Raw genomic sequence first — 12,553 nt, 5'->3', positions numbered from 1 at the left:
AAGCAGCGCGTTTTTTTATACCTGCGTTTTAGGCTTATTTTCTTACCACTTTGATCATCGTGCCGGCTGATACCTGGTCATTTAATTGCATGCCGTTTAGCACAGCCAACTCATTGTGGCGGGCGTCGGGCATGTTGTTGCTGCGCAAGGCCTGGGCCAGTGTAGTGGCTTTCGACACCGTTACAATGCTGATGCGCTCCGGCTGTCGGTTCAACTTATCAGGGTCTGACAATTCACGGAAGCTTTGCATGCTGCTGCTGAATTGCTGAAAATACGTATTGAAATTCTGAGCTGTCGTGATTCCCATCAGGCTGTAAATATTGCCCCCGTACTGTATAAAGTAGGTGAGCGTGCGCAAAGGCTGCTGTTGCTGTTGTTGCTGTTGCTGCGGAGCAGGATCTGCTACTACCGCGAGGGCTGGTAGTCCGTTCACAGTTACTTCCTTGCTTTCCACAGGCTGCAAATTATAGTTCTGCAGTGTTTGTTGGGCAGCCTCCGTTGGGTTGTTGCCAGGGGCAAGGGTAAGTACCATCACGGCGCTTCCGTCCTTAGGGCCCATCTGTACCTGCTGCGGTGAATTCTGGTAGCCCCAGTCGGCAGGCATATTGTACTGGAACTTCAGCACAGGATGATAGAATACGTTGTTCTCCACAAAGCCCTGTTTGGGGTCTTCTCCATAGATAAGCCCGTCAATCATTTTGAGGTAATTGTTGCGGTTAACCTGGGCATTGGTCAGGTTCCGCTTCTTCTTTTCCTCTGCTGCCAGTTGGTGCACCGTGTTGTAACGGTCGCCCGGGTCAGGGTGGGAGGAGAGGAAGGATGGCAGCGCTTGTCCGCTTTCTTCCTGCTTGCGCTGCAGTGTGGTGAAGAAGTCGGCCATTTCAGAAGCGTCGTAGCCGATCTTAGTCGAGTATTCCACACCCAGTCGGTCTGATTCACGCTCCGCATCGCGACCGTACTTGAGCATCAAGAGCCCGAGTCCCTGCGAAACCTCCTGGCCGTATTGCGCTACCGTAGGCGATAGGATCATGCCGAGCAGCAGGCCGCCCTGTGCGAGAATAGACTTGCTTTGTTGCTGGGCGGAGTGGCGAGCGGTAATGTGGCCGATCTCGTGACCAAGCACCCCTGCAAACTGCGCCTCGTTGTTGAAGTGTGCCATGATGCCTCTTGTGAAATACACGTAGCCACCCGGCACGGCAAAGGCGTTGATTACGGGCGAGTCTACTATTTTGAATTCGTAGTTGAGGTTGCTGCGGTGGGATATTTTGGCCATTTGCTGGCCTTTCTCGCTGATGAAGCGCTGCAGAGCCGGGTCTTCGTATAGTCCAAACTCTGCTACAATTTGTGGGTCGGCTTCCTTCCCAAGGGCAATCTCCTGACTCTCTGACATGAACATCACGTCTTTCTTACCCGTTACCGGGTTGGTCTGGCAGGAGCTGCTTATCAGGAACACGGATGCCAATAATCCGGTTATTATGTTCTTTCTCATTGTTGTATCTTTTTTAAGCCTCCCAATATCACCTAAATTCAGGTATATCGCAGAGACTGAATATGTAACAAGCAACGATAATACAATTTTTAAGTTGCAGCACGGGCCTGTTAAGCATTTTTAGGGGTTATTTGTTAGTCTGTATAGTCCGGTATGTTTTGACCCAAAATGATATCTCTTTCAGCTACCAGCAATTCGCCTTCCCGACTAAGGGTTATGATGCCGTTTCCGCCCCGTTTTTTGCGTGATGCCCGAACTTGCTGCGTAAGCAAAGGGTCGTCTTCAAACAGAAAATCATCCAGGTAGTATTCGTTTTTGTCTGGCTCTTTTACGGTGATATGGATATGGGCCGGCTCTGATCGGGAAGGGTAGGTGCCGGGTTTGGTCGTATAGAACGTATACCTGCCATCAGCCCCTGTCCGGATCCAGCCGCGCAGGTAACCGTGCCGCCTGGCCCAGCCTTTCTCGTCGCCTTTGGTAGGGTATATCCCCGTTTCATCAGTATGGTAAATGTACAGGATGACATCCTGCGCCGGTGTTTTGCCATCCCGCAGGTAGACGGTACCAGTTACTTTGAGCTTGTCTTGTGCCTGAGGATGAAAGCCCGGAAGTGTATCAGTTGGAGTAAGCTGCTTGTCACCATACTCGTGCAGTGCCTCACACCCTTCACAGGGACCTCCGACATGGCGGGCACCCTGTTGTCGGCCACGTTCGTCTTGCGCCTGGCAGCTGGTGCTCAATACAAGTGTTAGCAATATTAGGATCAGCTTTTCCATAGCATCTATACCTTGTTACGCTCCATGTGTAAGATTGGATAAGGTTTACCCATACTATCCTGCTCTGTGCGACCAATGATATGAAAACCCATGTGCTGGTAAAATGTGACGGCCTGTATATTCTGTTCATTTACATCTACCTGCTTTGCATTGCACTCTTCCACAGCATACTGCACCAGCATTTTACCAATGCCTTTGCCTCTATAATCCGGATGGAGAAACAGCATCTCGATTTTACCAGCTGCTATACCTATAAACCCGATGATGCGGTTTTGAACGTCGCGCGCACAGGCCAGTTCTACAGCCTGCAGATACTGGTTCAAGATCAGTGGCCTGAAATATCTGATATCCTCTTCCTGAAGAAAATGATGCGTTGCCCGCACGGAAGCCTCCCACAGATCAGTTAGCTCCAGATAATCCGATTGGGTAACAGCAGTGTCAATCTGAGAACGCATACAGCTTAAGGTTCATGTTTTGATGGATGGGCATTATAAGTTATTTAAAATAAATTATTTATGTTAATCTAATATATAATGTGAATTTTACGTTTAAGTTATGTGATCTGTAAATTTATATAATAATCTATACCTCATCTTTAACCTTCTGACTATGAGATCAAACTTGTACATTCTGCTGCTATTTTGCCTTTTGTTAAGTGCATGCGATAAAGACCCAATTGTTGAAGAAGAACCGTTAGCCACCGATTGTTTGGTACAGCAGGTGATTAGCTATTATACTTCAAAACAAAACAGCCAGCCAGAAAGCCGGATGAAACACGTTTTTTCTTACGATAACCAAAACAGGATTAAGCAGGTTGTGCGTACCAGTCTGGAGAGCAGCACAGCAGATTATGAGGGTATTACGACTTACCATTATAATGACGAAGGAAGAATTGCGGAAGTAAGACTAACCAGTACCTATTCTCCTGGCCATGAAACAATCTATACTTATGAGTATAATGAACGGGGTCAATTACTTGTGAGGAGACATTTCGATGCGATTGTGAATTGCCCTACCGTTGAACTTGCGAAAGTAGAATATACCTATGGGGCTACTAATGAGCCAGATTCATCAGCATTTCACTCGATGAGACCTTGGCAAGGCTCTGACTTATTCCATAATTTATCATACAAATCTACGTATGCCAATGGTGTAATGACACGTGTAAAGACGTATCCTATTGATCCTGAATTCCAATTTCTGCCTTATGAAGATGATATCAGGTATGATACAAGGAAGGCGCCTTTCTCAGCATCTCCGGTGCAGATTGCCCTTATGCTGGATTATGCCACTGATGGCTTTGTGTTGAATATGCCTCAGCTACATAATGTGACGAGCGTAACCAGGTGGAGTGAAAATGGCCAGATAGCTTTTTCATACGATATACAGTACACCTATTCTGACACAGGGTATCCTCTTACAGCACGGCATAAGTATTCACAAGGCGACTATGTAGAGTATAACTTTGAATATAGCTATACCTGCTCAAATTAAGTTTATGGTTGGTAAGGCAGGTATCTGAAGCCGATCTATACCCTGCGCCGGCTATTCCGTTTATCTCTGTCCTGGCTATTGTATGGTTATACAATGCAGGTGCAGTAGCATCGGTACTACTGCTCATCAGTACACCTTGCTAATCAGCCGGGCAATCGCCAATTTTGTGTTTATGTACACACGCGAACAAGCTTCAAAACTTAGACAGGCATTCTGGACGGCTTTCGGGCAGTATATGGCGCCGGTGCTTTCGGCAGAGGGCATGCCGACTAACTGGATCAACTACAAGACAGGCTTGAAGCATGTGTACTTCCGCATGCAAGCTGATAAGAAACAGGCCTCTGTTGCAATTGAGATGACGCAGCCTGACCCTGAGATCCAGCAAATGTTCTTCGAGCAATTTGAAGCATTGAAAGAGTTGCTGCACGACACGGTAGGAGAGGAGTGGACTTGGGACCTGCACACAACAGACGAATACGGAAAAGAAATCAGCCGCATTTACATAGAGCTGAAAGGCGTAAGTGTTTTCAATCAGAACGACTGGCCGGCACTGATCTCTTTTTTCAAACCCCGCATCATCGCCCTGGATGCCTTCTGGAACGACGCCAAGTACAGCTTTGACGAGCTGCGGTAGGTATAGCTTACCTGTTGCGCACCTGCCTTTTTAGTGGCTCCAGCAAATACTCCAGTCCGTTGATTTTGATCTCGTAAAGGGTAGCCAGTAACATGCCCAACTTGCCCGGCGGGAAACCCTCGCGGGCAAACCACTCCAGGTAGGAAACCGGCAGGTAGCACAGCACAGTGTCCTTGTACTTGCCAAAGGGCATTTTCATACGGACCAGCTCTGTGAGCATGGAGGAGTCAGGTTGCGTTACTTCCATTCCGGCATGGTAGCGTTTTCGAAGAGCTTGGTTCTATTTCTGTCTCTTACATCAGAACTAAGATCTACTGTATATACATCCTGCTGGCTTAGACCGTCGTTGTTTGTGTTCACAAAAATAACGCGGGCACCATCTGGAGAGAAGCGTGGGTATAAGTCGTTGGTCCCGGCTGGTTTGTTTGCAGAAACTTCGAACACAGTCCCAGAACCGTCGATGTTCCGGATGTAGATGCGAGAATCCAGTTGGCGGCCATCAGCCGATTCAAAACCAGAGGCGTCTACTGTATACATTACACGTGTACCATCAATAGAGAAAGACGGGCTCTCCACGCGGCCAGGCAGGTTGCCTACCAGGAGTTGCATGTTTGAACCGTTTGCGTTCATCAGGTATAGTTCAGAATCGTTGATGTTCGAACCGATGGTTTGAGCAACGATGCGGTTGCCCTGAGCCGTCCAGTCAACCATACGAAAATGGCGATTGGCTGGAGCTGTAGCAATCAATGTAAGGCCAGAGCCGTCTCTGTTGATGGTGTAGAGTTTGTCGTAGTTGGCGTAGAGCAATTTACCGCCGTCAGGAGACCAGGTAAAGCCGATGCCCTGGTTGTGATAGCCAACTACAGGCAGAGTGGTAACCTGGCGTTTGGAGTTTCCTTCACGAGTCATTACAAAAATGTGCGGATCGGTACCTACGTTAGAAGAGTATGCGATTAGGTCGCGCTGTGGGTTCAGGCGAGGCCACCACTCACGGGCAAAGCTGGTTGTCAGACGGAAGGTGTTACCGGTGGTGCCGTCCGAGGCATACACATCATAGTTATTGTCGACAGCACGTGCAAAGAGGTAGCGTAAGTTAGGAAGAGGCGCAGTTGTGAAGCTCCATACCTCACTGTTACTGCTGTTGCCCTTCGAGTCTTTGGTGACAACTTGCCAGAAGTAGGTTGTATTATATTTTAGCTCTGTTACCTGTATGCTGGTATCCTGAATGGCTTCTGCTACCTTTTTTTTTTGACCGCTCAAAGACTCGAACAGGAACACGTCATAGCGCAAGGTGTCATTGCGGTCAGGATCGCTGCCTTGCCACTTTAACGTTACAGCATTGGGTACGTTAGTTGCCTCAGTAGCTGGGTCAGGGCTGCCTGCAGGATCTGGAGTTGCATTACCTTCTTTCGTACTTTCTAGGATAATGGTCACATTCGTTTGCTTATCGTGGCGTACAGCTACGTTTACAGCCTCTGTTTTGTAACCTGATTTTTTGGCAGTGATGCTATAATCTCCGCTACCAATTCCCTCAATTAAAAATCTACCCTCAGCATCTGTTACGATAGCCGAAGTAGCCGGATTAGTCGAGATGCTGACAGCAACCAAGGGGTTGGATGTGGATCCATCTAAAACAACGCCTGTAATAGAGCCTTCACCTTCAGGCTCTACGGTGTCTTCGTTGCAAGACATGAATCCAAGGAACACAAAAAATAAGCAAACAAGCCGAAGGGTAGTAGCTGTTTTAAGCATGAGCTAGTAAAGATAGATGAATAAAAGCAACAGTATTAGAAGTGAGTGTACAGTGGCAACACTATTACTCATTTCGTGATACAATATAATATCAATTTAGCTAAATGTAGGAATAAATTATACTAAATGCTGCTTTTTTTATTTTATTGGAAGCTGCTGGATAGGAAAAGGTTATTTGCCTTGGTATACGATCTGATCTTGCGCTATTACTTTTTCTTTGTCTATGATTTCTAAAACAATGGTATAAGTGTCTTGTGGCGTTACAGAGAAAGACGATTTTGACAAAGTAATGGTCTGGCCAGCCGAAGCTTTTACAGTGCCCGACTGACTGTTTACAGATTTGCCTGCTGCACCTGAGCGTTCGCTCTTCATCCGATAGGTGAAGCTAACGTCTGCATTCGTATTGTTTGTAAAGCGCGAATCGATAGAGAGCATATTACCCAGCTCTTCTGTAACAAGCTTGGCCTGGTAACTTTGACTAGTAGTCATAGGATTTTGAGCAGTCTGACTTAAAGTGAGTAATGCCAATAAAGGAAGAAAAATAGCTGTCATAACTCTAGGATAGAAGATTAGTCAACGCGACCATTCGTAATCGAAATTTGCATACCTTGGCCGCGCTGTGTGATTTCAACAGGCACAGACTGTATAGTTCCAATTTCTGATTGACTCAATGCGTTATTTGCTCCTTGCTGGGTTATTTTGTACACATGACCATCAGTTCTCAGATCTTGATAGATCGCGTTTTGATTTCCATTTTGTTTAATCAAGTTAAGGTTATCGTTTCCTTCCACTTGAGCTTCGTAAACGTTGCCGTTTCCGCTTTGGGTCAGGTCAGTCACGTTGCCTACGCCTACCTGCTGGATAATGGCGATATTGCTGCTGCCGTCTTGCACAATGCTGTTTACGTTACCGACTGTCTGCTGGGCCTGTAGCTTCGCTAATTCCTGAGGCGTCAGGTTTTGGATTATATGATTACGAGCGTCACCTCCAATCTTGCTGCCAATAAGTCTTTCCTCAGGTTCGCCCACCTGTGCAAATGCAGGTGCAAAGGCCATGGTAGCGAATGCGAAAGTCATGAATAAGTTTTTCATAGTCAGTTTATTTGAGACAGCTTAATTTACTTACGAAATATGTAAATTCAAAGTTTATGCTGTGTAAAATTTATATTAATTACTTTGTATCACAAGTGCTCTGTTGTAATTTCCTGTTTGAGTAACAGTGCTGATGTGTCTATTGCCAGTCTGAGTTTGTATAGACTCGTTGCCTATGCCACGCTGATTTAATGTCGATCTAAGGTCGGCTCCGTCAAATTGTGACTGTGTGCCTTGGTTAGTTATACCTTCCTGAGAGATGCTAGCCAGGTTTATGCCGTCCACACGCATTTGTGTTTGGATACCTGAGTTGCGCCATCCGTCCTGAAGAATAAGGGCTTGATTTGTTCCTGCTATATCACTTTGCCTCTGGCTTGCTACATTCAGTATGCCTATCTGCTGTATTTCAGCTGCGTTAACACCCGAAATAAACTCTTGCTGCTGTATAGCCTCGTTATAAGCTCCAGTCTGTTCGATTAGGCCTGCGTTTTTGCCTTCAAATACCAGTGCTTGTGTCTGAGTAGCTTTATTGGCTCCTACACCAGCTAAACCATCACTATGCTGTGTGATCGATGCCGTATTAATAGCCTCGATACCAGTTTGTGTTTGCGCTGCTTTGTTCAGTGTGCCCATCTGAATGATAGTAGCATCGTTTTCAGCACTTACACTTACCATCATTTGTAGTTGCTCAGCTTTGCTTAGGTAGCCTTGCTGCTGAATTGTGGCATTACTGTGGTGAACACTAAATTCTTGCGTCTGATTAGCTTTATTTAAAGTACCTGTTTGTGAAATATAGGCAGAGTTAAAGTTGCTTAAATCTACCTGTACCTGTGTAGCTGTGTTTACGTTGCCACTTTGTTCTACATAAGCTATATTGGCCGTGCCTGTCTGGTTCACAGTAGCCTTGTTCAGATTTCCCTTCTGGTCTACGGTACTGATATTACCACCACCTATTGTTGCCTCTTCAGGTTTTGGTGTTCTGTCTTCTTTAGGTTTGCCATTGGCAGGAATTTCCACCGGCTTTTTCCCATTATTGTCATAGCTGTGATCAGGCCTTTTTTCAGGGCTCTTTCCTTGACCAAATGACATACCAGCAACAAGCATAAATAGTGAAGCAGTAAACGTGAATTTCTTCATGATAGGGTGTAATCAGGGTGTAGAAAGATGGCGCATTGTGTAAGGAGGTAATTAAAAAAAGGTTTCTGCAACAGTATAACCGCTGCAGAAACCTTTTAAAGTTATTTTGTTAACTCAAGCATAATTAGTTGCTCTGTGTTACAGTGGCTACGTTAGAGTTACCGTTTTGATTAACAGTAGCTGTGCTATAACCGCCAGATTGAGAAGTAGTTGACGTGTTTGAGTTGCCAATCTGCGTTACAGAGCTAGAGTGACCGATGCCAGTCTGTGTCTGAGTCGATTGGTTAAAGTTACCGTCTTGTAATAAGGAGGCTTCCATATCGGCGCCAAGGCTCTGAGTTTGAACACCTTCATTGCGGTTGCCTTCTTGGCGGATACTGGCAGTATTTAAACCGCTCAATTCAGTCTGCGTTTGTGTAGCTGAGTTTCTGTCGCCTTCTTGATAGATTGAGGCTTCATTTAAGCCGCTCAGGCCAGATTGTAGTTGAGTAGCGATATTGGTAGTACCGCGTTGCTCAATTTCAGCAGAGTTGAAACCTGATACTAAAGACTGCACTTGAGTTGCTACGTTAGTAGTACCTCTTTGATAAATATCAGCAGTGTTATTGCCTGAAATTAAAGACTGTGTTTGAGTAGCTACGTTAGCACCCAAACCAAGGAAACCAGTTCCTTCCTGATCAATCGAAGCTGAGTTGCCAGCACTCACGCCTGATTGGGTCTGTATTGCTATGTTAGCGCTTCCAGACTGCTCAATATAAGCTGTGTTAAAACCACTAACGTTCGTTTGAAGCTGAGTGGCAGAATTAGAATAACCGTCTTGATAAATTTCAGCTTCGTTGAAGCCTGAGCCAACGTCCTGTGTTTGACTTGCAGTATTGCCCAACAACCAGTTACCTTTAGATTGCTCAATGTAAGCAGAATTAAAACCGCTCGCATTGCTTTGGCTTTGTGTGGCTTCGTTATAATTACCCTTCTGATTTATTTCAGCTTCGTTGCTTACAGATGGGCCCATAGAGCCGCCTTGCTGTGTTTGGGTAGCTTCGTTGTAGTTACCTTTTTGTGTCGCTTTAGCGAAGTTGTTGTAAGATCCATTTGTCTGGGTGATAACAGACTCGTTTTCGCGACCGTCCTGATCAACAACAGCGTCATTCCAGGCATTTGCTTGCGTTACAGTAGATTCGTTTTCTCTACCTTTCTGCTTCACATTTGCATCGTTGCTCAGTCCAGTTTGAACAACAGAAGACTGGTTTTCTCTGCCATTCTGATTAACAATAGCTCCGTGGCTTGTTCCTGTTTGAGTCACGACAGATATATTGTCTCTGTCAGCCTGAGTCACATCTGCTTCATTAGAAGCACCAGTTTGAGTTACTGTAGCAGCTTGTCTTAAATCATTCTGAGTTACTTTAGCATTATTGCCTTGTGCAAATGAAGCACCAGCGATTAGCATAAAAGCCGAAGCTACGAACGTAAATTTTTTCATGATATTATGGTTTAGGGTGATGTTTTAGTTTATAAAAACAGCCCCACCTGATAGCATAAAGTTATCGGGTGGGGCTGTTTTATAAATTCAATATAAAGTCATTTTAAAGGTTTGAAATAGACTTTATTATTATTGAACAACTGTATTAGACTGAGTAACTGTAGCACCGTTGCCGTTACCATTCTGCATAATAATAGCAGAGTGAGAAGCACCTGTTTGAGTTACAAAACCTCCATTGTTGTTACCTAATTGGTCAACATCAGCTGTGTTAAAGCTTCCATCCTGGCGAACAAAAGAGTTGTTATCATTTCCTAACTGATAAATATCAGCAGAGTTGTCGCTACCTTTTTGTCTTACACCTAAATCAGCTGCAGCCCAGCGACCAGTACCCAGGTTGTTGCCATCGCCTCTTTGCTCAATATTAGCTGTGTTGCGATAACCATCTTGTCTTACATAAGCTTCGTTGCCGCTACCTACTTGCTCGATGTCAGCCATATTTCTAGAACCTCCTTTTTGCTCGATAAAAGCTATATTGCTATTACCTGTTTGAGTAGTAAATGCTTCGTTTCTGCTGTTGTTACCTAAACCTGACTGAAGAATTTGTGAATGGTTATTATTGCCAGTTTGCGTCTGAACACCTAATTGGTCACTATTGAAAACATCAGCCAGTGCAGTGTTGCTGTTACCTGATTGAATTTGAGTGTGGTCGTTAGTATTTGGAGGGGTGTCGTACGCAGCACTTTGATTTATTCTGCCCACATTACTTGCACCAGTCTGTTGCTGCAAAGCAGTGTTACCATTAGCATTTTGATTTGTTGTAGCACTGTTTAAATTACCTACCTGCTCAATTGTAGCACCATTACCATTGCCAGTCTGATTAACTGTACCTGTGTTAGTTTGTGCCATTGCACCGCCAGCGATTAACATGAACGCTGCTGCGAAAATTACATTCTTTTTCATTTTAGTTTGGGTTTTGGGTTTTAGATGATTTTTATTTGATTTAATTTTTATTTACTATTTATTATTGGCAAAGTTATTATCTAAATTGTTAAAACAAAATCTAATCAATATTTTTTTTTGTTTTTTCTATTTTTTGATTGATATAGTGCAGTTTGTGAATCAACAAAGCTACTTTATGTGATTTTTATATTAGGCTTTTACTAATTAATGTTATCAAAGTTACATATTTTTGAAATAAATGTAATATTATTTTATATAATATGTTTTTAACAATTTTATAATATTGGATTGGTGTAGGTTTAGTGCAAAATAAAAGGGCTCCTTCGATCAGAAGGAGCCCTTTTATGGTATTTTTGCTATGTTTCGGATCCTATTTTTTGTACAAATTAAAATACCAATTTATACCTAGTTTAGCTGTCCAGAAATAATCGTTGAAGCGCCCTTGCTGCACACCGTCAAAGTTGTCGCTCAAGAAATAGGAGCTGGAGGCATTCACATCTATACCTAGTCGGGGAGTAGCCAGGTACTCGAGTCCAACGCTCCCTTTCAGATAAGGGAAAAGATTATCTGAGTTGAGGTCTGATCCGAAATCGCCTATGCTGTTGTTTGCTTGGGCCAAGCCCCCACCTACTTGAACATAGGGTGTGTATTGTAGCTTAGGGAAAAAGAAATAGTTGGCATTTACTTCAGCATAGTTTATTCCTGTATTAAAATTGCGGGCTGTGGCCAACGTACCTCTTCCGACCTTTAGGTCAAAAGCCAAGCTATTACGAGTGCTGTATCTAAAGCCGAAATCTGCCATCGCTCTGACAGCAGGATTGGAGTAATCTCCATTGTAACGCATAGCACCAGCTGCTGCACTTATACCTATGCGTCCACGCCTGTCGGTCATTAGCTGGCCATGAATGTCATTGTTTGGCAAGTCTTCTTTTTCCTTGAAGTAATTTTGTATAACCGGGGATTCTAAATCCTTTTTGTCTTTAAGGGTCCATAGACCAGCAGTTATACCTTCTATGATCATGCTTTGCACCGCCTTGTCTATAGCTTCTTTTACGGCTATCTCAGAAGGTTCATTATAAGTAAAGCCTGTCTCGGCTTCGAGCAGCCGCTTAAACTTCACATAACGGAACATACCAAAGTCAATGGATTGCGACAGGATGGTTTTAGAGGTATACACAGTTTTTAAAATCTCGCCCGTACTTGTCGAAATAGCGCGGAGGTATACCGTTACTTTGTCCTCGCGGTACTGGCTGGAGCCACCTGCCGCAAAGTATCGCAGGCCTGCACCACCTGTTATCACGTTGGCGTCATAAGATATAATACCACCTTCTAATATGATACCCGCAAACAACAAGCCTGGTAGTATGGGCTCAGGTCTGCCTGTTATAGCTTCAGCTTCCGCTCTGGTGGAACGCACGATCTTACGTTCGTTCAGAAGGTTGCCTAAGTTCTCTCGCTCTATAGGAGTAAACCAACCGGATTCTTCTAAAGATTTGAGCAGGATAGTCGTTGTTCCCTGCGTAACGGCGGTAGACCAGTTGGCTCCATTCACCGAAGGTTTGTACTGTCCGGTTTGGTCTCTGAATTTATAAACTGCTGCAACCACTTTTTGCTGTGGCGCCGGTAAGTTGACCAAATCCTGGTTGCCTGGGGCAGAAACCCCCAGCATAGCTCTTGAGGTACCAGTTGGCTGATTGAAGTAAGGGGAGCAGGAGTTTAATGCGATGGAAAAAATGAAAC

13 protein-coding genes are annotated in these 12,553 nt (G+C 44.6%); 2 read left to right on the top strand and 11 right to left on the bottom strand.

What is annotated here, in order from left to right; translation table 11 throughout:
- Positions 1–34: 34 nt before the first annotated feature.
- The 3 genes from Q1A54_RS19490 to Q1A54_RS19480 form a co-directional block, all read right to left on the bottom strand.
- A complete protein-coding gene (locus Q1A54_RS19490; protein ID WP_299991542.1) occupies positions 35–1,489 on the bottom strand; it encodes a M48 family metalloprotease in 1,455 nt (484 codons plus the stop codon).
- Positions 1,490–1,623: 134 nt separating this feature from the next.
- The gene (locus Q1A54_RS19485; protein ID WP_299991541.1) at positions 1,624–2,265 is read right to left on the bottom strand and encodes an intradiol ring-cleavage dioxygenase; all 642 of its coding nucleotides are present in this window, start codon (positions 2,263–2,265) and stop codon (positions 1,624–1,626) included.
- A 5-nt stretch (positions 2,266–2,270) separates the two neighbouring features.
- Positions 2,271–2,720, bottom strand: coding sequence for a GNAT family N-acetyltransferase (locus Q1A54_RS19480; RefSeq protein ID WP_299991539.1), 450 nt, complete (start codon positions 2,718–2,720; stop codon positions 2,271–2,273).
- A gap of 154 nt (positions 2,721–2,874) precedes the next feature.
- On the opposite strand from Q1A54_RS19480, the gene Q1A54_RS19475 reads away from it, so the two are divergent.
- Together Q1A54_RS19475 and Q1A54_RS19470 are read left to right on the top strand one after the other, a co-directional pair.
- On the top strand, positions 2,875–3,759 hold the full coding sequence (locus Q1A54_RS19475; protein ID WP_299991537.1) for a hypothetical protein: 885 nt from the start codon (positions 2,875–2,877) through the stop codon (positions 3,757–3,759).
- 172 nt (positions 3,760–3,931) lie between these two features.
- Positions 3,932–4,393 (top strand): DUF4268 domain-containing protein, encoded by a 462-nt coding sequence (locus Q1A54_RS19470; RefSeq protein ID WP_299991535.1) that lies wholly within the window; start codon positions 3,932–3,934, stop codon positions 4,391–4,393.
- A 7-nt stretch (positions 4,394–4,400) separates the two neighbouring features.
- Here Q1A54_RS19470 and Q1A54_RS19465 read toward each other — a convergent pair whose 3' ends face one another.
- The 8 genes from Q1A54_RS19465 to Q1A54_RS19430 all read right to left on the bottom strand — a co-directional run bounded on the left by Q1A54_RS19465 (position 4,401) and on the right by Q1A54_RS19430 (position 12,482).
- Positions 4,401–4,640, bottom strand: coding sequence for a DUF3820 family protein (locus Q1A54_RS19465; RefSeq protein ID WP_299991533.1), 240 nt, complete (start codon positions 4,638–4,640; stop codon positions 4,401–4,403).
- On the bottom strand, positions 4,631–6,085 hold the full coding sequence (locus Q1A54_RS19460) for a carboxypeptidase-like regulatory domain-containing protein (RefSeq protein ID WP_299991531.1): 1,455 nt from the start codon (positions 6,083–6,085) through the stop codon (positions 4,631–4,633). Before Q1A54_RS19460 ends, Q1A54_RS19465 begins: the two co-directional genes overlap by 10 nt.
- A 231-nt stretch (positions 6,086–6,316) precedes the next feature.
- Positions 6,317–6,697, bottom strand: coding sequence for a curli-like amyloid fiber formation chaperone CsgH (gene csgH, locus Q1A54_RS19455; protein WP_299991529.1), 381 nt, complete (start codon positions 6,695–6,697; stop codon positions 6,317–6,319).
- A 17-nt stretch (positions 6,698–6,714) separates the two neighbouring features.
- Entirely contained in the window at positions 6,715–7,236 is a 522-nt protein-coding gene (locus Q1A54_RS19450) for a hypothetical protein (RefSeq protein WP_299991527.1), read from the bottom strand.
- A gap of 75 nt (positions 7,237–7,311) precedes the next feature.
- Complete coding sequence (locus Q1A54_RS19445; protein ID WP_299991524.1) at positions 7,312–8,373, bottom strand: hypothetical protein; 1,062 nt, start codon at positions 8,371–8,373, stop codon at positions 7,312–7,314.
- Positions 8,374–8,497: 124 nt separating this feature from the next.
- Positions 8,498–9,853: a hypothetical protein gene (locus tag Q1A54_RS19440; RefSeq protein WP_299991522.1), complete on the bottom strand. Its 1,356-nt coding sequence runs from the start codon at positions 9,851–9,853 to the stop codon at positions 8,498–8,500.
- Between the two features lie 129 nt (positions 9,854–9,982).
- Positions 9,983–10,813, bottom strand: coding sequence for a hypothetical protein (locus Q1A54_RS19435; protein ID WP_299991519.1), 831 nt, complete (start codon positions 10,811–10,813; stop codon positions 9,983–9,985).
- Positions 10,814–11,183: 370 nt separating this feature from the next.
- Positions 11,184–12,482 carry a CsgG/HfaB family protein gene (locus Q1A54_RS19430; protein WP_299991517.1) on the bottom strand — a complete coding sequence of 433 codons (1,299 nt, stop codon included), beginning with the start codon at positions 12,480–12,482 and terminating at the stop codon, positions 11,184–11,186.
- Between the last annotated feature and the right edge of the window lie 71 nt (positions 12,483–12,553).

It is taken from the genome of uncultured Pontibacter sp., assembly GCF_947502515.1.
GTDB lineage: Bacteria > Bacteroidota > Bacteroidia > Cytophagales > Hymenobacteraceae > Pontibacter.
This window is presented reverse-complemented; position numbering and strand designations above follow the sequence as displayed.